Genomic DNA, 19,989 nt, shown 5'->3' with positions numbered 1-19,989 from the left:
CCATGAGGGAGCGGCACCAGCCACGAATCCTGACGATCCCGGCGGGCCTTCCCTTCCTGAAAACCCTGGCGACGACACTCTGCGACGGCCGGTTGACGCCGCTCTTCCGGCATAACGCCGACGACCCGCTGTCGCTCGCCAGAGTTACCATCTATCTGCCGACCCGGCGCGCCGTGCGTGTGCTGCGCTCGGAATTCGTCGATCTGCTTGGCGGCCGGTCGGCGATCCTGCCCATCATCCGCCCCCTCGGCGAAACCGACGATGACAGCGGCTATTTCGACGAGGCGCTGCCGGCCACGATCGACCTTGCCCAGCCGCTGTCGAATGCTGCTCGGCTGCTCGAACTGGCGCGCCTGATCCTTGCCTGGCGCAACAAACTGCCGGAGATCGTCCGCCATATTCATTCGGACTCGCCGCTCGTTGCGCCGGCAAGCCCGGCCGACGCGATCTGGCTTGCCCGCAACCTCGCCGAGCTGATCGATTCCATCGAAACCGAGGATCTCGACTGGTCGGAACTGTCGAAGCTTGATACCGGCGACTATGCCGCCTGGTGGCAGCTGACGGCCGAGTTTCTGCAGATCGCCAGCGCCTTCTGGCCGGCGCGGCTTTCCGAACTCGGCAAATCGTCGCCGGCGCGGCACAGGAACGCCATTCTCAGGGCCGAAGCAGCCCGGCTTTCGGCGGCAAAGCCCAGCGGGCCGGTCATCATCGCCGGGTCGACGGGTTCGGTACCGGCGACCGCCGATCTGATTGCAGCCGTCGCCGATCTGCCTGAAGGCGTGATCGTGCTTCCAGGCCTCGATCTCGCCATGCCCGAAGGACATTGGCAGATGGTCGCGCCGGAACCGGCCCCGGGCCAGCATGCCAATCCCGCCAGCCGGAGCCATCCGCAATACGGGCTGTCGTCGCTGCTCAAGAGGCTGAGGCTGATAAGGGCCGATGTCGGCACCCTTGACAGACCGGAGGCCGATCTTGACCGGCGCGCCGAAATCCTGTCCCGGGCGCTTGCCCCTGCAGAGGCGACCAGCGACTGGGGAACATGGAAGAGCGACCTGTCCGCGGCAGCGCTGACTTCGGCCTTCAACGACGTCTCGCTGATTGAAGCCGCCAACGAGCGCGAGGAAGCAACCGCGATTGCCGTCGCGCTCAGACTGGCGCTGGAACGGCCGGGGCAGGACGGCGAGAGCCGGGCAGCCCTGATCACGCCGGACCGCAACCTAGCCCGTCGGGTGATGGCGGAGCTTTCCCGCTTCGGCATCCTGGCCGACGATTCGGCCGGCACGCCGCTTTCGGCCACGCCGCAGGGCAGCTTGCTGCAATTGCTGCTTGAGGCAGCGCTGCGCCCGGGCGATCCGGTGGCGATCGTCTCGCTGCTCAAGCATCCGCTGGCCCGCTTCGGACTCGAACGCGACGCCCTGATTTCCGCCACCGAAGCGCTCGAACTGCTGGCGCTGCGCGGCGGGGTGGCGGAAGTGGATATCAGTGCGCTGGAGACGCTGCTGATCCATCAGCTTGCCGAACAGGCCCTGGACAGGCACGCACCGCAATGGCGAAAGGCGCTTCCCGCAGAGGCCGCCGATGCCGCATTCGAGCTTGCCCGCCGGGTTGGCCGGGCGACGGAGCCCCTTGCCGCCGCGCTGGTAGGGCACCGGCCGGAGGATCGCGGCAAGACGGCGAGCTTCACCCTCTCCGAATGGGCCGCGCGCACCGGCCGTGCTCTCGAAGCGGTCGCGGCCGATCCGCAAGGCAATCTTGCCGATCTCTGGTCGAACGAGGCGGGGGACGCGCTTGCCTCCCTTCTCGGCGAAGTGATCGACACGGACGGGCAGATGGAGGCCGACGGGCCGCAATGGATCGACATCATGGCCGCGCTCGCCGCCGGCCATGCGGTGAAACCACGGGCGCTCAGCCACCCCAGGCTGTTCATCTTCGGCACGCTGGAAGCCCGGCTGCAGAGCGTCGATACGTTGATCCTCGGCGGGCTGAATGAAGGCTCATGGCCCGGGCAGAGCGCCAACAATCCCTTCATTCCGCGCATGATGAAGACGGAGATCGGGCTCGAACCGCCGGAGCGGCGCATCGGCCAGCTGGCGCATGATTTCGAGATGGCGAACGGCACCCGCCACCTGATCTATTCCAGAGCGCTGCGCCAGGGCTCGACGCCGACGGTCGCCTCGCGCTGGCTGCAGCGGCTGATGGCGCTCGGCGGGGAGGCGTTCGAGGCGGAACTCAAGGGGCGTGGCACCCGGTTCCTGCAATGGGCTGGTCTCATCGATCGCGGAGAGAGCCAGGCGCCGGCGCAGCGGCCCTCGCCGAAACCGCCGCTGGTGCTGCAGCCGAAATCCTATTCCTTCAGCGAGGTCGGACGGCTGCGCCGCGATCCCTATGCCATCTACGCCCGTCGCATCCTGCGGCTCGATCCGGTCGACGCGTTCAATCGCGATCCCGGAGCAGCCGAACGCGGTACGCTCTATCACACGATCATCGACCGGTTCATCCGCGCGGCTCATGTGGCCGGCACGCCAGAGGCAGCAGCGGCGATGGAGCAGATTCTGACCGAGCTTTTCGACATGGAAAAGCTGCCGCCGCATATCGATGCCGTCTGGCGGCCGCGCTTTCGCGAAGTGGCGCGCGCCTTCCTCGAATGGGAGGCCGGACGACGGCCAGCCATCCGCCGGACGCTGACGGAAGTGCGCGGCGGCGTGGAGCTCGAGGCAATCAATATCCGGCTCAATGGCGTCGCGGACCGGATCGACATTATCGGGCCGAACGACGCCGATATCATCGATTACAAGACCGGCTACAACCCCTCGCCGGCGCAGGCACGCGCGCTTCTCGACCCGCAGCTCGCACTGGAAGCGGCGGCCTTGCGCGCCGGCGCCTTTCGCGATGCCGGCAGCCTCACGCCGCAGGATCTGCTCTATGTCCGCCTACGTCCCGGAAACCGGTTCCAGGTCGATATGGTCAACAATGAAAACGCCGCCCGCAGCGACAAAGCGAAATCGGCACTCGACCTTGCCGAGGAATCGGTCGACCAGCTGATCAAGTTCGTAAGTTTGCTGCAATCCGGCGAAAAGGGCTTTACCTCGCGGCTCATTCCGGCACAGCAATTTGATTTCGGCGGCGACTACGATCATCTCGCCCGGGTCTCCGAATGGTCGACGGCCGAGAATGAGGAAGTTGGCGGCGATGAGTGAGGCGAGCGACCTTCCTGATAGCGACGATCCCGGGGCCTGGATCGGCTGGACCACCATCCAGCAGGCCATCGCCTCCGACCCGGTGCGCTCGGCATGGGTTTCGGCCAATGCCGGTTCCGGTAAGACGCATGTCCTGACCCAGCGCGTCATCCGGCTTCTGCTCGCCGGCGCGCGGCCTTCGGCCATTCTCTGCCTCACCTACACCAAGGCCGCAGCTTCGGAAATGTCGAACCGCGTCTTCGAACGGCTGGCGGACTGGGTCGTGCTTGACGATGACGATCTCAGCCGGCGGATCATGCAGATCGAAGGTACATCGCCCGATCGGATAAAACTGGCCGAGGCCCGGCGGCTGTTTGCCAAGGCGCTGGAGACGCCGGGGGGCTTGAAGATCCAGACGATCCACGCCTTTTGCGAGGCGCTGCTGCATCAGTTCCCGCTGGAGGCCAATGTCGCCGGGCATTTCTCGGTTCTCGACGACCGAGCCGCCGCGGCGCTGCTTTCCGATGCGCGCCGGGCGCTGTTGACGGCGACCGCGCCGGAAGAAGGCAGCGCCCTTGCAGAGGCTTTCGCCGCCGTGCTCAATCTCGGCGACGAATCCGGCCTGGAGAACCTGCTCGGCGACGTTGTCGCCAACCGCAACGCCATCCGCCGTTTCACCGCCGCGGCCAAACAGCAGGGCGGCGTGGACGCGGTCCTGCGCAAAAGACTCGGTCTCGCCGCCGATGACACCGAGAAAGGGATCGCGGCGCAATATTGGCCGCTGCCGGAACTTTCCAGCGGCACGCTGGAACTCTATCTGTCGCTCGCCGACCAAAAGGGCGGCGCCAAGGCGCAGGAGGTTGCCTATGGCCTCAGGCTCGCCGGCCGGGAGCCGGATGACGCCAGACGCGCCGCGATGCTCGAGAAAATTTTCCTGACGGCCAAGGGCGAGCCGAAAACGGACTCGCAGTTCCTGGTCAAGGCCATGCTTGCAGAAGCGCCGCGATTGACGGAGGCCGTCGCCGCCGCCCGCGCGCATGTCGCGGCAAGCCGCGACCGGCTGAAACTGATGCGGATGCACGGCGCCACGCAGGCCGCGCTCGTGCTTGCCGACCGGCTGAATCACGATTACGAGGAACTGAAGAAACAGCGTAGCCAACTCGATTTCGAGGACCTGATCACCCGCACCGCCGACCTGCTGACGAAGAGCGGCGTCGGTCCCTGGATCCATTACAAGCTCGACCGGGGTATCGATCATATCCTCGTCGACGAGGCGCAGGATACCAGTCCGATCCAATGGAGCGTCATCCAGTCGCTCGCCGAGGATTTCTTTTCCGGCGAGAGCGTCCGGCCGATCGTGCGCACGCTGTTTGCCGTCGGTGATGAAAAACAGTCGATCTATTCTTTTCAGGGGGCGCGGCCCGAGCGTTTTTCCGAAGAGAGCGACCGGACGCGGCGGCGCGTCTCCGACAGCGGGCAGAGCTTTTCTTCCGTGCGGTTGCCGCTCTCCTTCCGCTCGACTGCCGACGTGCTCGAGGCCGTCGACGAGATCTTCAGGACATCCGACAATGCGCGCGGTCTCAGCGCTGTCGGCGAGCCGGTCGTTCATCGTTCCAGCCGCATCGGACATCCCGGCGCCGTCGACCTCTGGGAAATGGTCGCGCCGGAAGCGGTGGTGAAGGAAGAGGATTGGACGGCGCCCTTCGATGCGACGCCGGAAAGCGCGCCAGCCGCAATCCTGGCGCGGCGGATCGCCCATTCGATCGGCGCGCTCGTCGGCCGTGAAACGATCGTCGACAAAGGCAAGGAGCGGTTGATCGAGGCCGGTGACATTCTGGTGCTGGTGCGCAAGCGCGACGCCTTCGTCAACGCGTTGACCCGCGCCTTGAAGCGTCGCGGCGACATTCCCGTCGCCGGCGCCGATAGGCTGCTGCTGACCAGCCATATCGCCGTGCAGGATCTGCTCGCACTCGGCCGCTTCCTGCTTCTGCCGCAAGACGACCTTTCGCTCGCCGCCGTGCTCAAGAGCCCGCTTTTCGATCTCTCCGAGGAGGACATCTTTGCAGCCGCGGCACTGCGGGGCGACAACGAGAGCGTCTGGAGCCATCTCAAGAAATTCGCCGCCGACGGTAACGAGCGTTTCCGCGCAGCGGTCGAAAGGCTGGAACTGTTCCTCCGGCAATCGAAAACCCTATCGGTGCATGATTTCTATGCGCGCCTGCTGGGCAGCCACGGCGGACGGCGGCAGTTTCTTGCCCGCCTCGGCACCGAAGTCAGCGATATCCTCGACGAATTCCTGACCTTCACCCTCGATCATGAGAGCTCAGGCCTTCCCGGGCTGCAATCCTTCATCTCGACGCTCGAGCTCGAAGCTCCCGAGGTGAAGCGTGAGCAGGACAAGGGGCGCAACGAAGTCAGGATCATGACCGTGCATGCCTCAAAGGGTCTTGAAGCACCCATCGTTTTCCTGGTCGACGGCGGCTCCAAAGCCTTCACGCACACGCATCTGCCGAAGCTCCGCCTGATCGAAACCGACCCCGACGAACCGCCGATGCCCGCCTGGGTCCCCGTCGCGGACCTCGCCAATTCACTGACGCAGAACGATGCCGCGCGAATCCAGATACTGGCCGAAGAGGAATATCGGCGGCTGCTCTATGTCGCCATGACGCGGGCCGCCGACCGGCTGGTCGTCTGCGGCTACCGCGGGGTGCGCGCCAACAACGACAGCTGGCATATGATGATTTCCACCGCGCTTACCGAAGGTCATCCGCATGTGGAGGCGGCCAGCTTCTCCGACCCCGACGGGGAATGGCCGGGCATCCGGTGGCGCGTGCCGCGGGTGGAGCGGAGCTTCGAGCGTATCAACCGCAACGAGGCGCGCGACAACGAAATTAGCCTACCGGAAGGCCTGTTGCGGCCATTGCCGCCACAGGCGGAACTGCCTCGGCCCCTCAGCCCTTCCGGCGCCGGGACGATCATCGACGAGGACGAAGGCGGCCTGGTTGTCGCTTCGCCGCTCTTTTCAGAGAAACAACCCAGCGATCGCTCGCTGGAGAAAGGAAGGCTGCTGCATCGCATGCTGCAGGCGCTTCCCGATATTCCGCCGGAGGAGCGGCCCGGTGCGGCACTGCGTTACGGCGAACGGGCGGCCCGTTTCTGGCCGGAGGCCGAACGGCGCAAGCTGGTCGATTCGGTTCTGAAACTATTGGACGAGAAGGACTTGCAGCCCGTCCTAGGGGAGCAGGCCCGGCCTGAGGTTTCGATCATGGGGACATTAATGCTCGACGGCAGACGATATGCCGTTTCCGGCCGCATCGACCGGCTGGCCGTGCTTGCCGATCGCGTCGTCATTCTCGATTACAAAACCAATCGGGTGCCGCCGGCGACCGAGGAGGCCATCCCCTTCGCGCACCGGGCACAGCTGGCCATCTATCGCGAGATCTTGGCGCCGCTCTATCCCGGCAAGCGCATCGACTGCATGCTCGTCTATACCGAGAATGCCTCGCTTTATACGCTGAGCGAAAGTGCGCTTGGTTTGGCGCTTGCAGGACTCAAGACAAAGTGAAATACCGGACATTGAAAATTCGGCACCGCACCATCACATGTGGTTCAACACCCAATTCCTCCAAAGGAGCAGCCCATGGCTACCGTGAAAGTCGATATCAATAATTTCCAGTCGGAAGTTCTGGAATCCGCAGAACCCGTCGTCGTCGATTTCTGGGCTGAATGGTGCGGGCCGTGCAAAATGATCGCTCCGAGCCTCGAGGAAATCGCCGTCGAGATGGAAGGCAAGGTCAAGGTGGCCAAGCTGAATATCGACGAGAATCCGGAGCTCGCCGCGCAGTTCGGCGTGCGCTCCATTCCGACCCTTGCAATCTTCAAAGGCGGCGAAGTCGCCGATATCTCGGTCGGCGCCAAGCCGAAGACCGCTCTTTCCAACTGGATTTCGAACGCTGCCTGATCGTGTGATGTCACATTGACGAAAAAGCCCGGCTTTGACCGGGCTTTTTTCGTTTTAGGCTCTTCATTCGCCCCTCAGTTGGGAGGCGTGCCGTTGTCCGAAAGCACGTCGCCGACTAGGTAGAGGGAACCGCCGACGAGGATGCGCGGCGGCAACGCCTGTGGATCGGTAACGGCCTTTATGGCTTCGAGCGCCTCGCCGACCGTCGACATCGGTTCGGCAACCAAACCGGCATCATAGGCAGCATTCGACAAGATCACCGGATCGATCATTGCATCGCTGCCGCGGATCGGCACGCAGAAAACCTTCTCGACCAGCCCGGCGAAGGCTTTGAAATAGCCGACCGGGTCCTTGGTGTTGATCATGCCGATGATCAGGAACAGTGATCGAGACTGGCGCTCTTCGAAGCTGGCCATGGCTTCGGCGATCACTTCACCGGCACCGGGATTATGCCCGCCATCGACCCAGATTTCGGCACCGGCGGGCGCAAGCTGCAGCAGCCGCCCATTGCTCAGGCGCTGCAGCCGACCCGGCCATTCGACCGAATTCATCGCCTTCTCCATCATGGTCTCGGTGACGGTGAAGCCCGCCGCCTTGACGGCGCGGATGGCGGCGGCGGCATTGGCATATTGATGGCGGCCGGGAAGGCGCGGCAGCGGCAGGTCGGCAAGCCCGTATTCGTCCTGATAGACGAGCCGGCCATATTCCTCATGCGCCATGAAATCCTGCCCGAAAACGGCGCTCGGGCAATGCAGCCGCTCTGCCGTCGACATCAGCACATCGAGCGCAGCGTCATATTCCTGGTGGCCGATGATCACAGGCAATCCGGGCTTCATGATGCCGGCCTTTTCGGCTGCGATCAGCTCGACCCTGTCGCCGAGATAGGGCTGGTGATCAAGCGAGATCGGCATGATCACCGAAACAGCCGGATCGGAAATGACATTGGTGGCATCGAAGCGGCCGCCGAGACCGACTTCGATGATCGCCGCGTCGGCCGGATGTTCGGAAAACAGAATGAAGGTGACCGCCGTCAGGATCTCGAAGACGGTAATGTGCTGACCGGCATTGGCTTCGGCAACACGGCGCACGGCCTCGGCAAACACGGCATCATCGACGAGCTGCCCGCGCCCGCCCTCCACACCGATGCGATAGCGCTCGTGCCAATTGACGAGATGTGGCGAGGTGTGAACATGGGCGCTGTAGCCGCCGGCCTCGAGCAAAGCGCGGCAGAAGGCGGTGACCGAGCCCTTGCCGTTGGTGCCGGCGACATGGATCACCGGCGGCAATTTCCTGTGCGGATTGCCGAGTTGATCGAGAAGACGGGTGATGCGATCAAGCGACAAGTCGAATCCCTTGGGATGCAATCCCATGAGTTTTTCGATCTCGTGCGCTGCCTCACTCACCGCGGTTTGGCCTCTGGGTATCAATCCGGCACCCCGCCTGCTTGTCGGTTATCAGGCGCTCGCCGCCAGAGCGATGGCGCCGCCGTTCATGTCATTGGCCGCCGAGACGGGCTTCTTCGTCAGGATCTTCAGCAGCCGCGCCAGGGTTTCCGGAATATCGTGACGCTTGACGACCATGTCGACCATACCATGTTCCAGCAGATATTCGGAGGTCTGGAAGCCCTCCGGCAGCTTTTCGCGCAGCGTCTGCTCGATGACGCGCTTGCCGGCAAAGCCGATTTCGGCGCCGGGCTCGGCCAGATGAATATCGCCGAGCATGGCATAGGAGGCGGTGACGCCACCCGTCGTCGGGTTGGTCAGCACCACAACATAGGGCTGGCCGGATTCCTTCAGCAGGTCGACGGCAACCGTCGTGCGCGGCAGCTGCATCAGCGAGAGAATGCCTTCCTGCATGCGCGCGCCCCCGGAAGCGGGGAACATCACTAGCGGGCACTTTTCCGACGTGGCACGTTCGAACGCCTTGACGATCGCCTCGCCGGCGGCAATGCCGAGCGAGCCGCCGATAAAGTTGAACTCGTGCACGACGGCAACGAGCTTCAGCCCCCGCACCTTGCCGAGACCGGCGAGGATCGTGTCCTCCTGTTCGGTCTTCACGCGGCTATCGCGCAGGCGATCGATATATTTCTTGGAATCGCGGAACTTCAGCGGGTCCTGGGCGACCTTCGGCTGCGGCAGCGATTCGTATTCGCCGTTGTCGAAGAGATCGGCCAAACGCGCCTTGGCCGGCATCTTCATGTGATAACCGGAAGCCGGAATGACCCATTTGTTGGATTCGAGATCCTTATGAAAGACCATTTCACCCGTTTCCGGGCACTTGATCCAGAGGTTCTCCGGCACTTCGCGACGGCCCAGCATGGAATTGATCCGCGGGCGAACGTAGTTGGTGATCCAGTTCAACTCGAATACTCCTGATTGACGAGTGCCAATGTGGGAAAACTATTCGGCAGCAACAAGGCGCGCCGAACGGGCTCCCGATGAGAGGCCGCGCACCAGCGTTGCGACCGCCTGAACCGTGTCCGCCGTCGCCCTGCCGTCCTTGGTCAGGCTGGTGGCGACCTGATTGACGATGGCGGTGCCGACGACAACGCCGTCGGCCGAGCCGCCGATGACCTTGGCATGTTCCGCCGTCTTGACCCCGAAGCCAACGCAGACGGGCAGCCCGGTATGCTGCTTGATGCGCTGCACAGCGCCGGATACCAGCGACGGATCGGGCAGCGCCGAGCCGGTGATGCCGTTCATCGAGACATAGTAGACGAAGCCAGAGGTGTTTTTCAGCACGGTGGGCAGGCGCTTCTCATCGGTGGTCGGCGTTGCCAGGCGGATGAAATTGATGCCCTTGCGGATCGCCGGAATGCAGAGCTCATCATCCATCTCGGGCGGCAGGTCGACGACGATCAGCCCGTCGATGCCGGCGGCGAGCGCATCGTCGAGGAATTTTTCGACGCCGTAGATGTAGATCGGATTGTAATAGCCCATCATCACGATTGGCGTCGCATCGTCGGTCTTGCGGAAATCGGCCGCCAGCTGCAGCGTCTTCTTCAGCGTCTGGCCGCCTTTCAGCGCGCGCTGGCCGGCCAGTTGGATCGCCGGTCCATCGGCCATCGGATCGGAAAACGGCATGCCGAGCTCGATGATGTCGGAACCTGCCTCCGGCAGTGCCTTCATGATGCCGAGAGAGGTATCGTAGTCAGGATCGCCGCCCATGAAATAGGTCACGAGCGCCGGACGGCCCTCGGCCTTCAGCTCGGCGAAGCGTTTGTCCATGCGTGCGGTCATGTCTTACAGTCCCATTCCCAGAATCTTGCCGACGGTGAAGATATCCTTATCGCCGCGGCCGGAGAGATTCATCAGGATGATCTCGTCCTTGCCCATCGTCGGCGCGCGCTTGATCACCTCGGCAATCGCATGTGCGGCCTCGAGCGCCGGGATGATGCCTTCGAGGCGGGTCAGGGTCTGGAAGGCTTCGAGCGCTTCGTGGTCCATGATCGGCACATAGTCGACACGGCCGATATCGCTGAGCCAGGAATGTTCGGGGCCGATGCCGGGATAATCGAGACCGGCCGAAATCGAATGGCCTTCCTTGATCTGTCCGTCACCGTCCTGCAGCAGATAGGTGCGGTTGCCGTGCAGCACGCCCGGCGAACCGGCGGTGATCGACGCGCAATGTTCGTCACCCTGCAAGCCCTTGCCGCCGGCTTCGACGCCGACGATCTTGACGGAGGAATCGTCGAGGAAGGGGTGGAAGATGCCGATCGCGTTCGAACCGCCGCCGACGGCCGCGACGACGAGATCGGGAAGGCGGCCTTCGGCCGCCAGCATCTGCTCTTTCGCTTCCGCGCCGATCACCGACTGGAAGTCGCGGACCATCTCCGGATAGGGATGCGGGCCGGCGGCCGTGCCGATCAGATAGTAGGTATCCTCGACATTGGTGACCCAATCGCGAAGCGCCTCGTTCATGGCGTCCTTCAGCGTGCCGCTGCCGGCGGTCACCGGCTTCACTTCGGCGCCGAGCAGCTTCATGCGGAAAACGTTCGGCGCCTGACGTTCGACGTCGGTGGCGCCCATATAGACGACGCAGGGAAGGCCGAAGCGGGCGGCAACGGTGGCGGAGGCGACACCGTGCTGGCCGGCGCCGGTCTCGGCAATGATCCGCGTCTTGCCCATGCGCTTGGCAAGCAGGATCTGGCCGATGCAATTGTTGATCTTGTGCGAACCCGTGTGGTTCAGCTCTTCGCGCTTGAAATAGATCTTCGCGCCGCCGAGTTCCGCCGTCAGCCGCTCGGCGTAATAAAGCGGGCTCGGGCGGCCGATGTAGTGCGCGCCGAGATGCTTCAATTCGGCCTGAAAGACCGGATCGGTCTTCGCCTTGTTCCACTCGTCCTGCAGGTCGAGGATCAACGGCATCAATGTTTCGGCAACGAAACGACCGCCATAGATGCCGAAGCGGCCATCTTCATCGGGGCCGGAACGGAAGGAATTCGGTTTAGGCGTTTCGTTCACTCTCAACTCCCTGAGGCCATGACAGGCGCATCCGCCTTTTCGACCGCATCGAAAAATTCATCGATCAATGCAACGCTTTTCACCCCGGGCTCGGTTTCGACACCCGAGGAGACGTCGATACCACGTGCCTTGGTGTTCGCCAGCGCATCCGCGACATTGTTCTTGTTCAGTCCGCCGGACAGCATGTAGTCGATGCTCTCGTCGATCCAACCGAGAAGGCTCCAGTCAAAGGAAATACCGTTGCCACCCGGCAGTTCGGAACCTTTCGGCGCTTTCGCATCGAACAGGAAACGGTCGGCGATGCCGATATAGGCCTCGACCCGCTTCAGATCGTCGGCCGTGCGAACCGAAAAGACCTTCATGACTGGCAAGCCATAGAGCGCCTTTATGGTCAGCACATGTTCGGGGCTTTCGCTGCCATGGAGCTGCAGAATATCCGGCTTCAGCAGCGAGACGATCTCATCCAGTTCGTCATTGGTGGGATCAACGACGACAGCGACGATCTTCGCCTTGCCGCGCGCCGGTTCGGCAAGTTTTGCCGCCAGGTCCGGCTCGATGTAGCGCGGGCTTTTTTCGAAGAAGATAAAACCGATATGGGTCGCACCGCGTTTCAGCGCGCGATCGATCGCTTCCGGCGTTTTCAAGCCACAGATTTTGATGTCCGGTTTCATGGCAGCGAAGTGACACGAAATGCGGCAAGAGTCGAGCCAATTTGCATGCGAAGCTGTATTTAGCACGGCTTTCGGCTAATCAAAATCAATGGCGTGCAGCTGGCTGCCGTGCCGCTTCAGCCAGGCTTTCGCCTCCTCCATCCCGGGACAAAGCTTGCGGCAAAGCGCCCAGAAGTGTGGACCGTGGTTCATTTCCTTGAGGTGGGCGACCTCGTGAGCGGCGAGATAATCGATCACCAAGGGCGGCGCCATGACGATCCGCCAGGAAAAACTCAAATTGCCCTCCGATGAGCAGGAACCCCAGCGGCTGCGAGTATCCTTCATCGAAATCGAGCGGATCGGCGCCCGGATGGTTGCGGCATGCATCGCTGCCAGTTTCTCGAGGTCGGTGCGCGCCTCCTTCTTGAGAAACGCCGCAATGCGCCGTCCCATATGCTCCGGCATGCCGCTGACGCGCAGGACCGGTCCGTTCTCCGCCAAGACCACCTCCGTCAATCCGCGCAAGCTGCCGGAATGCTCGATCCGATGGGAAACGCCGCGCACGAGGATCCTGCCGCCATCGCGCAGGCCGCCATCGGTCGAAAATTTGGCAAGCTTGGTGAGCAGCCAGCCCTGGTGACGGTCAAGAAAGGCATTGACCTCGCGCGGTGCCAGCCCTTTCGGAACCGTCATCTTCAAGGCCCGGCCGCCCGGCTCGATGCGCAGCGTAATGCGCGTTGCCTGTTCATGATGTTTGATGGTGAGAGACATCAGCCGACCGGCGACATCAAGCGTCCGCGTTTCGGGCGGAGCCGGCTTGCGCGCCTTTGGCCGTGTTTTCAGAAGCGGAAACATGGGGTGTTTTCTATACGATTCGGCGGCGAATCTAAACGATTGCCCGGCAGGCAGACATGCAAAAACCGGCATCGGTCAAGATGCCGGTCATCGCTTCATCACTCAACCGCTCACGGCGTCTGAAATTCCGCGATCGGGCCGCCGTTATCGTCGCGCTTGGTATTCTTGCGGTCACGCATGAAACGATCGAACTCTTCCTGGTCCTTGGCGCGGCGGAGTTCACGCAGATACTCATCGAATTCCTTGCGCATTTCGTCCAGCTTGCGGCGCTCTTCCTCGATCCGGTCGAGTTCGGCCTTACGCCAGTCGTCGAAGGCGACGTTGCCGGTCGAGAAATGCGGGCGGTGATGGGCATGCGAACGGCGGCAGGAGGCAAAGAAGCCGTCGGTCGCCTGGTTTACGTCGCGCTTGAAGCCGCGCAGACGCTCGCCGAAGATGATGTAGGCAAGCATGGCCAGACCCAGAGGCCAGAAAACCATGAAGCCGAGAATCATCAGGGCAATGGTAGCCGGAGTCCAATCCGGTCGAAGCAATGCTGACTGGTTCATCGTGCGGTATCCTCGCGTTCTGCGCCCGGCAAGATGCCGGACGCTGAAATCGATGTGGTTACCGCAATAGCAGGCTTCAAGACGATTACCCGCGAAATCGGACAAGGTCTTGAATCCATTTTTCTAATTCAGCTGGCCCTGATTTACGCCGTCCGGCCGCCCTTGATGACGCGCGGCACCGGGCGGGGCTTGAGCGCGGCACGCGAATGCTCGCGGACGAAATTGACGATGCGCGGCGCGATCTCGCGGCGAAAACGCGAGCCATTGAAAACACCGTAATGGCCGACATCCGGCTGGAGATAATGCATGCGCATATCTTCGGGAATGTTCACGCAGATGGTCTGCGCCGCCTTGGTCTGGCCGACGCCCGAGATGTCGTCATTCTCGCCTTCAACGGTCAGAAGCGCGACGTTGCGGATCGCCGCGGCATCGACACGTTTGCCGCGATGCATCAATTCGCCCTTCGGGAGCGAATGCTTCATGAAGACCTGCTCGACCGTCTGCAGGTAGAATTCGGCCGTCAAATCCATCACCGCCAGATATTCGTCATAGAAATCGCGATGTTTTTCCGGTTCGCCGTCGTTCTTCACGAGGTGCATGAAGAATTCCTTGTGGGCGACGAGGTGCCGGTCGAGGTTCATCGACATGAAGCCGGAAAGCTGCAGGAATCCCGGATAGACAGGCCGCATGAAGCCCGGCTGCGGCCAGGGCACATTCATGATGACATTGTCGGAAAACCACTGCAGCGACCGCTCCTGGGCGAGCTGGTTGACAGCGGTCGGATTGATGCGCGTATCGATCGGGCCGCCCATCAGCGTCATCGAGGATGGCGAGAGCGGATCGTTGGCTTCCTCCATCACCGCGGCTGCGACCAGCACCGGGACGGAGGGCTGACAGACGGCGATAACATGCGTGTCGTGACCGAGAAAATGCAACATCCCGATGATGTAGTCGACATAATCGTCGAAATCGAACGTGCCTTCCGTCATCGGCACCATACGGGCGTCGATCCAGTCGGTGATGTAGACATCGGCGCTCGGCAGCAGCGCCTCCACCGTGCCACGCAACAGCGTCGCATAGTGCCCGGACATCGGCGCCACGATCAGGATGCGCGGGTCGCTGGCGCGGCCGGGCGGAACGTTCCGCGCGAAATGCAGCAGATTGCAGAAGGAGCGCGACCAGACGACCTCTTCACGCACGGAAACCGGCTGGTCGTCGATCGTCGTCTGCTTCAAGCCGAATTCCGGCTTGCCGTAGCGGCGTGTCGTGCGTTCGAACATTTCGAGGCTTGCCGCCATCGTTCGGCCGAACGGGGTGTGGGCAAACGGGTTCAGCGGATTGGCATAGGCAAAACGCATGATATCCGCCGCGGCGCGAAACGGCGCCATGGCAGCATGATTCAATTCATAAAGCTGATAAAACATACAAGGCGCCGCCTTTCTCTATCGAAAAGATGACGTCGATTGATAGACATCGAGTCTTTCCGCACGCTGGCACGTAACGCAGACTAACAGGTTTTTGTTGCACAGCAACATGGACGTGCCGAACCTGCACAGGAAATGCCAGAGTGTTGATCCCCGGCATCACCATAGAACTGAAAGCTTAAGCTTCAGCGCAGTTAGCATCGTTAACGATCGGCGACGAAGCTCTGCTTCTGGCTGCCGAGGCCTTCGATGCCGAGCTCGACGACATCGCCATCCCGGAGATAGCGCGGCGGCTTCATGCCCATGCCCACACCGGGCGGCGTGCCTGTCGAGATGACGTCGCCCGGATGCAGCGACATGAACTGGCTTAGATAGGAAACAATGTGGGCGACGCCGTAGACCATCGTCCTCGAGGAGCCGTTCTGCATCGTCTGGCCGTTGACCTTCAGCCACATGCCGAGGTTCTGCGGGTCGGCAATCTCGTCCTTGGTCACAAGCCAGGGGCCGATCGGTCCGAATGTGTCGCACGACTTGCCCTTGGTCCACTGGCCGGCGCGTTCCGTCTGGAAGGCGCGTTCGGAAACGTCGTGCGAGACGCAGTAACCGGCGACGTAGTCGAGCGCGTCGGCTTCGGTGACATATTTCGCGGTCTTGCCGATGACGACGCCGAGTTCGACTTCCCAATCGGTCTTTTCCGAACCGCGCGGGATGAGAACGGTGTCATTCGGGCCTGTTATGGCCGACGTCGCCTTCATGAAGATCACCGGCTCCGGCGGTACGGTGGCGCCGGTTTCGGCGGCGTGGTCGGAGAAATTGAGGCCGATGCAGATGAATTTTCCGGTGCCGGCAACACAGGCGCCGATGCGGCCGGGAGCAAGTTCGGGAAGGCTGTTCGGATCGATCGCCGCAATCTTTGCCAGGCCCGCCGGCGAGATTGCCTCGCCGCCGATATCGGCGACATGACCGGAGAGATCGCGGATTTTGCCATCGGCATCGAGAAGTGCCGGTTTTTCACGACCTGCTTCGCCAACACGCATCAGCTTCATGGAATTCCTCCTCATCAAAAACGAAGTTGCGATCACCTATGAACGAATTATTCATCGGTGTCATTACGGCTTTGCCGGGAAGCGGTACGGCCTTCTAGAAAATTTCTGACAGGTCAGGGCTGGCGGGAACGATCTTCGTCGGATTGAGGCTTTCCACCGAGTAGTAGCCGATATGATCGAGATCGACGGTTTCGGCGATGCCCGGCCAGTCGAGCATGCGGCGGCAAAAGCATCCGATCACTCGATTGACGCGATTCATCAAAGTGCTTTGCCGCCGGCATAAGGCCGCTTTCTGGAAACAGTCTGTGCACGGCGACTGCGACGATGCTGCGCTTGCCATGGCAGCGAAGCTGCGAAATATGACTTCTCAACGCAGCCCAGGATGAGATGGAGTTTTCCCGATGCACTTCTCCAAAGCCGTCGTGCCTACCGAACATGCAAGCCGCTACCTGCAGCAGCTTTGCAAACATTGGAGCCACAAGTTCAGCGTCGATTTTGACCCGCACAGGGGCCGGGTTCCGTTCAGCGATAGTGCGGAGGTGACCTTTGCCGCCGATGATGCGGGCCTGACCATGATGCTTTCCGTCGCCGACCCCGCGCAGCAAGCAAGGATGCAGGGCGTCATCGACGATCACCTGAAGCGCTTCGCCTTTCGCGAGGAACTCGACATCGTCTGGTCGGACTGACCCGAACCTGATCCGAATTTCTGCCCCGACCCCGGAACAAGCATGACAAAGAGCAATAACCGCGAATCCCAATATCCCATCGATCCGATGTTTCTCGACCGCTGGTCGCCGCGCGCCTTCACCGGCGAAATCATCGAGGAGGCGCAGCTTCTCAGCCTGCTCGACGCCGCCCACTGGGCGCCGTCGTCTTCCAACCAGCAGCCCTGGCGCTTCGTCTATGCCCTGAAAGGTTCGGAGCATTGGGAGAAATTCGTCGCATTGCTCGTCAATGCCAATCAGGAATGGGCGAAGAATGCGTCAGCGCTGATCTTCGTCGTGTCGCGCAGCTTCACCGGCGCTGCCGGTTCCGGCGAGGAAAAGCCGAGCTACACACATTCCTTCGATGCCGGCGCGGCATGGGGCCACCTGGCGCTCCAGGCGCGTCTCTCCGGTTTCTACGCCCATGGCATGGGCGGCATCAAACACGAAGACATCATGAAGACCTTCGGCATTCCCGAGGGGTACAGGGTCGAGGCGGGTGTCGCCGTCGGCCGGCTGGCCGATAAGGGCGTCCTTTCCGAACGCAACCAGGCGCGCGAATTCCCCAGCCAGCGCAAGCCGCTCTCCGAAGTCGCCTTCAACGGCCGTTTCGTCGCGAACTGAGCGAAACCGGACAACCAAAAGGCCCCGCAGTTCGAGGACATCGGGGCCTTTTGCTGAGAAAATATTGATCAGATATCGAGGTTTGCGACGCTGAGCGCGTTCTCCTGGATGAATTCGCGCCGCGGCTCGACCTCGTCACCCATCAGGCGGGCGAAGAGACCATCAGCATCGGTGGCGTCCGCGACCTTGACCTGCAGCAGCGAACGGACGTTCGGATCGAGCGTCGTTTCCCAGAGCTGCTCGGCGTTCATTTCGCCAAGCCCCTTGTAGCGCTGCATTGTGAGGCCCTTGCGGCCGCTGGCGAAGATCGCATCAAGCAGGGCCCGCGGCCCCGAAATCCCGATGTCGCCTTCGCGCCGATGCAGCGACGGCGGCGTCTGATAGATTTCCTTGAGACGTGACGTCAGCTGATCGATGTGCCGGGCGTCCGAGGAGCCGATCAGCGCCATGTCGAGCACGACGATCTCCTTGACACCGCGGACCATGCGCTCGAGGCGCAGGCCGCCATCGCTGGTCAGATCGCCCTGCCAGCCGCGCTCGGTTTCCTCGGCGATGATGTCGAGACGGCTTGCGACTTCGCTCGCCAATGCCCGGGCTCTTGCCTGGTCACTGACGAGTTCGGCGTTGAGGGCGCCGGCAATTGCCGCCTGTTCGACGACGGCGCGATTGTAGCGCGAATGAAGATTGTCGAGCAGAGCGCGCATGCGCAGCGCATCCAGGATGACCTCGCGCAGATCCTGGCCGGTGCGGACCTCGCCGCTGCCGAGCCTCAGGGCGGCATCCTCCAGACCCTGGGCGATGAGATATTCCTCGAGCGCCTTCTCGTCCTTCAGATACTGCACCGACTTGCCGCGCGCGACCTTATAGAGCGGCGGCTGGGCGATGTAGAGGTGGCCGCGCTCGATCAGCTCCGGCATCTGGCGGAAGAAGAAGGTGAGCAGCAGGGTGCGGATATGGGCGCCGTCGACGTCGGCGTCCGTCATGATGATGATCTTATGATAACGCAGTTTCTCGGCGTTGAACTCGTCCTTGCCGATGCCGGTGCCGAGTGCCGTGATCAGAGTGCCGATTTCCTGGCTCGACAGCATCTTGTCGAAACGGGCGCGTTCGACGTTGAGGATCTTGCCGCGCAGAGGCAGGATCGCCTGGTTTTCGCGCGAGCGGCCCTGCTTGGCCGAACCGCCGGCGGAATCGCCCTCGACCAGGAAAACTTCGGATTTTGCCGGATCGCGCTCGGAGCAGTCGGCAAGCTTGCCGGGCAGCGAGGCGATATCAAGGGCGCCCTTGCGGCGGGTCAATTCACGGGCCTTGCGGGCCGCTTCGCGTGCGGCTGCCGCCTCGACGACCTTGCCGACGAGGATCTTGGCTTCGCTCGGATGCTCTTCGAACCAGGTGCTCAGCGCCTCGTTGACGAGACTTTCGACAACAGGACGGACTTCCGAGGAGACCAGCTTGTCCTTGGTCTGCGAGGAGAATTTCGGATCGGGCACCTTAACCGAAAGGACCGCCGTCAGACCTTCGCGGCAATCTTCGCCCTGCAGCGTCACTTTTTCCTTTTTGGTGATGCCGGAATTGTCGGCATAGGAAACCACCTGGCGCGTCAAGGCAGCGCGGAAGCCGGCCATATGGGTGCCGCCGTCGCGCTGGGGAATATTGTTGGTGAAGCAGAGCACGTTCTCGTGATAGCTGTCATTCCACCACATCGCCACCTCGACGGTGATGCCGTCCTTTTCGCCGCGGATGGCGACCGGCTTTTCGACGAGCGGCTTCTTGGCGCGGTCGAGATAGGCGACGAAGGCCTCGAGGCCGCCGTCATAGCGCATCTCTTCCTGCTTGATATCGGAATGACGCTTGTCGCTCAGCAGGATCCGCACGCCGGAATTCAGGAAGGCGAGTTCGCGCAGGCGATGCTCCAGCGTGCCGTAATCGAATTCGGTCATGGTGAAGGTTTCGCTGCTCGGCATGAAGCTCACTTCCGTGCCGGTCGCATCCGGGGCGTCGCCCGTGACCTTCAGCGGCGCATCAGCGACGCCATGGGTGAAGCTCATTTCATGGATCTTGCCATGGCGGCGGATCTTCAGCTTCAGCCAGACGGAAAGCGCATTGACGACGGAAACGCCGACCCCGTGCAGACCGCCGGAGACCTTGTAGGAATTCTGGTCGAATTTGCCGCCGGCATGGAGCTGCGTCATGATCACTTCGGCGGCCGACACGCCTTCGCCGGTGTGGATGTCCGTCGGGATGCCGCGGCCGTTATCGGTGACCGTCACCGAACCATCCGGATTGAGGCTGACGGTGACGATGTCGGCATGGCCGGCCAGCGCTTCGTCGATCGCGTTGTCGACGACTTCATAGACCATGTGATGCAGGCCGGATCCGTCGTCGGTATCGCCGATATACATGCCGGGGCGTTTGCGCACGGCATCGAGGCCCTTCAGGACCTTGATGGAATCTGCGCCATATTCGGTGCTTACGCCGTTTTCCGTCGCGGATGTATCGCTCATTCTGTCGAGATTTTCCCTGTTGTCGTAAAGCGGC

General features: G+C 62.2%; 15 protein-coding genes and 1 pseudogene. 5 read left to right on the top strand and 11 right to left on the bottom strand.

What is annotated here, in order from left to right; genetic code table 11:
• Positions 1-2 precede the first annotated feature (2 nt).
• The 3 genes from addB (at position 3) to trxA (ending at position 7,137) form a co-directional block, all read left to right on the top strand.
• On the top strand, positions 3-3,197 hold the full coding sequence (gene addB, locus A7X77_RS29055) for a double-strand break repair protein AddB (RefSeq protein ID WP_064686296.1): 3,195 nt from the start codon (positions 3-5) through the stop codon (positions 3,195-3,197).
• Positions 3,190-6,741, top strand: a complete 3,552-nt coding sequence (gene addA / locus A7X77_RS29050; RefSeq protein WP_064686295.1) for a double-strand break repair helicase AddA — start codon at positions 3,190-3,192, stop codon at positions 6,739-6,741. Before addB ends, addA begins: the two co-directional genes overlap by 8 nt.
• A 75-nt stretch (positions 6,742-6,816) precedes the next feature.
• The gene (gene trxA, locus A7X77_RS29045; protein ID WP_008528748.1) at positions 6,817-7,137 is read left to right on the top strand and encodes a thioredoxin; all 321 of its coding nucleotides are present in this window, start codon (positions 6,817-6,819) and stop codon (positions 7,135-7,137) included.
• A 74-nt stretch (positions 7,138-7,211) separates the two neighbouring features.
• Here trxA and A7X77_RS29040 read toward each other — a convergent pair whose 3' ends face one another.
• The 10 genes and pseudogenes from A7X77_RS29040 to A7X77_RS33245 form a co-directional block, all read right to left on the bottom strand.
• Positions 7,212-8,564, bottom strand: a complete 1,353-nt coding sequence (locus A7X77_RS29040) for a bifunctional folylpolyglutamate synthase/dihydrofolate synthase (protein WP_197486908.1) — start codon at positions 8,562-8,564, stop codon at positions 7,212-7,214.
• 27 nt (positions 8,565-8,591) lie between these two features.
• Positions 8,592-9,497 (bottom strand): acetyl-CoA carboxylase, carboxyltransferase subunit beta, encoded by a 906-nt coding sequence (gene accD / locus A7X77_RS29035; protein WP_064686293.1) that lies wholly within the window; start codon positions 9,495-9,497, stop codon positions 8,592-8,594.
• 39 nt (positions 9,498-9,536) lie between these two features.
• Positions 9,537-10,376, bottom strand: a complete 840-nt coding sequence (trpA, locus tag A7X77_RS29030; protein ID WP_064686292.1) for a tryptophan synthase subunit alpha — start codon at positions 10,374-10,376, stop codon at positions 9,537-9,539.
• 3 nt (positions 10,377-10,379) lie between these two features.
• The gene (trpB, locus tag A7X77_RS29025) at positions 10,380-11,600 is read right to left on the bottom strand and encodes a tryptophan synthase subunit beta (protein WP_064686291.1); all 1,221 of its coding nucleotides are present in this window, start codon (positions 11,598-11,600) and stop codon (positions 10,380-10,382) included.
• Between the two features lie 2 nt (positions 11,601-11,602).
• On the bottom strand, positions 11,603-12,271 hold the full coding sequence (locus tag A7X77_RS29020; RefSeq protein ID WP_064686290.1) for a phosphoribosylanthranilate isomerase: 669 nt from the start codon (positions 12,269-12,271) through the stop codon (positions 11,603-11,605).
• A 75-nt stretch (positions 12,272-12,346) separates the two neighbouring features.
• On the bottom strand, positions 12,347-13,105 hold the full coding sequence (locus A7X77_RS29015) for a M48 family metallopeptidase (RefSeq protein WP_064686289.1): 759 nt from the start codon (positions 13,103-13,105) through the stop codon (positions 12,347-12,349).
• Between the two features lie 110 nt (positions 13,106-13,215).
• On the bottom strand, positions 13,216-13,653 hold the full coding sequence (locus tag A7X77_RS29010; protein WP_064686288.1) for a DUF2852 domain-containing protein: 438 nt from the start codon (positions 13,651-13,653) through the stop codon (positions 13,216-13,218).
• 143 nt (positions 13,654-13,796) lie between these two features.
• On the bottom strand, positions 13,797-15,077 hold the full coding sequence (locus tag A7X77_RS29005; RefSeq protein WP_064686287.1) for a polyhydroxyalkanoate depolymerase: 1,281 nt from the start codon (positions 15,075-15,077) through the stop codon (positions 13,797-13,799).
• 203 nt (positions 15,078-15,280) lie between these two features.
• Complete coding sequence (locus A7X77_RS29000) at positions 15,281-16,123, bottom strand: fumarylacetoacetate hydrolase family protein (RefSeq protein WP_064686286.1); 843 nt, start codon at positions 16,121-16,123, stop codon at positions 15,281-15,283.
• 94 nt (positions 16,124-16,217) lie between these two features.
• Positions 16,218-16,352, bottom strand: a pseudogene (locus tag A7X77_RS33245) (glutathione S-transferase family protein); the annotation flags it as partial.
• A 172-nt stretch (positions 16,353-16,524) separates the two neighbouring features.
• Here A7X77_RS33245 and A7X77_RS28995 point away from each other — a divergent pair.
• Both A7X77_RS28995 and A7X77_RS28990 read left to right on the top strand, forming a co-directional pair.
• The gene (locus A7X77_RS28995) at positions 16,525-16,809 is read left to right on the top strand and encodes a DUF2218 domain-containing protein (protein WP_064686285.1); all 285 of its coding nucleotides are present in this window, start codon (positions 16,525-16,527) and stop codon (positions 16,807-16,809) included.
• 42 nt (positions 16,810-16,851) lie between these two features.
• The gene (locus A7X77_RS28990) at positions 16,852-17,451 is read left to right on the top strand and encodes a nitroreductase family protein (RefSeq protein WP_064686284.1); all 600 of its coding nucleotides are present in this window, start codon (positions 16,852-16,854) and stop codon (positions 17,449-17,451) included.
• Positions 17,452-17,519: 68 nt separating this feature from the next.
• Here A7X77_RS28990 and gyrB read toward each other — a convergent pair whose 3' ends face one another.
• Positions 17,520-19,955 (bottom strand): DNA topoisomerase (ATP-hydrolyzing) subunit B, encoded by a 2,436-nt coding sequence (gene gyrB, locus A7X77_RS28985; RefSeq protein ID WP_064686283.1) that lies wholly within the window; start codon positions 19,953-19,955, stop codon positions 17,520-17,522.
• Positions 19,956-19,989 lie beyond the last annotated feature (34 nt).

Origin of the sequence: Rhizobium bangladeshense (genome assembly GCF_001662075.1) — a bacterium.
Lineage (GTDB): Bacteria > Pseudomonadota > Alphaproteobacteria > Rhizobiales > Rhizobiaceae > Rhizobium > Rhizobium bangladeshense_B.
Note: the sequence above shows the minus strand (reverse complement) of the source record. Positions and strands in the feature narration are given on the sequence as shown.

Bases quoted from the DNA above. Each gene is read 5' to 3' on its own strand.
- A7X77_RS29000 (WP_064686286.1), bottom strand. From the start codon at position 16,123: ATGAAGCTGATGCGTGTTGGCGAAGCAGGTCGTGAAAAACCGGCACTT.
- trxA (WP_008528748.1), top strand. From the start codon at position 6,817: ATGGCTACCGTGAAAGTCGATATCAATAATTTCCAGTCGGAAGTTCTG.
- A7X77_RS28995 (WP_064686285.1), top strand. From the start codon at position 16,525: ATGCACTTCTCCAAAGCCGTCGTGCCTACCGAACATGCAAGCCGCTAC.
- A7X77_RS29005 (WP_064686287.1), bottom strand. From the start codon at position 15,077: ATGTTTTATCAGCTTTATGAATTGAATCATGCTGCCATGGCGCCGTTT.
- addB (WP_064686296.1), top strand. From the start codon at position 3: ATGAGGGAGCGGCACCAGCCACGAATCCTGACGATCCCGGCGGGCCTT.
- gyrB (WP_064686283.1), bottom strand. From the start codon at position 19,955: ATGAGCGATACATCCGCGACGGAAAACGGCGTAAGCACCGAATATGGC.
- A7X77_RS28990 (WP_064686284.1), top strand. From the start codon at position 16,852: ATGACAAAGAGCAATAACCGCGAATCCCAATATCCCATCGATCCGATG.
- A7X77_RS29020 (WP_064686290.1), bottom strand. From the start codon at position 12,271: ATGAAACCGGACATCAAAATCTGTGGCTTGAAAACGCCGGAAGCGATC.
- trpA (WP_064686292.1), bottom strand. From the start codon at position 10,376: ATGACCGCACGCATGGACAAACGCTTCGCCGAGCTGAAGGCCGAGGGC.
- A7X77_RS29015 (WP_064686289.1), bottom strand. From the start codon at position 13,105: ATGTTTCCGCTTCTGAAAACACGGCCAAAGGCGCGCAAGCCGGCTCCG.
- addA (WP_064686295.1), top strand. From the start codon at position 3,190: ATGAGTGAGGCGAGCGACCTTCCTGATAGCGACGATCCCGGGGCCTGG.
- A7X77_RS29010 (WP_064686288.1), bottom strand. From the start codon at position 13,653: ATGAACCAGTCAGCATTGCTTCGACCGGATTGGACTCCGGCTACCATT.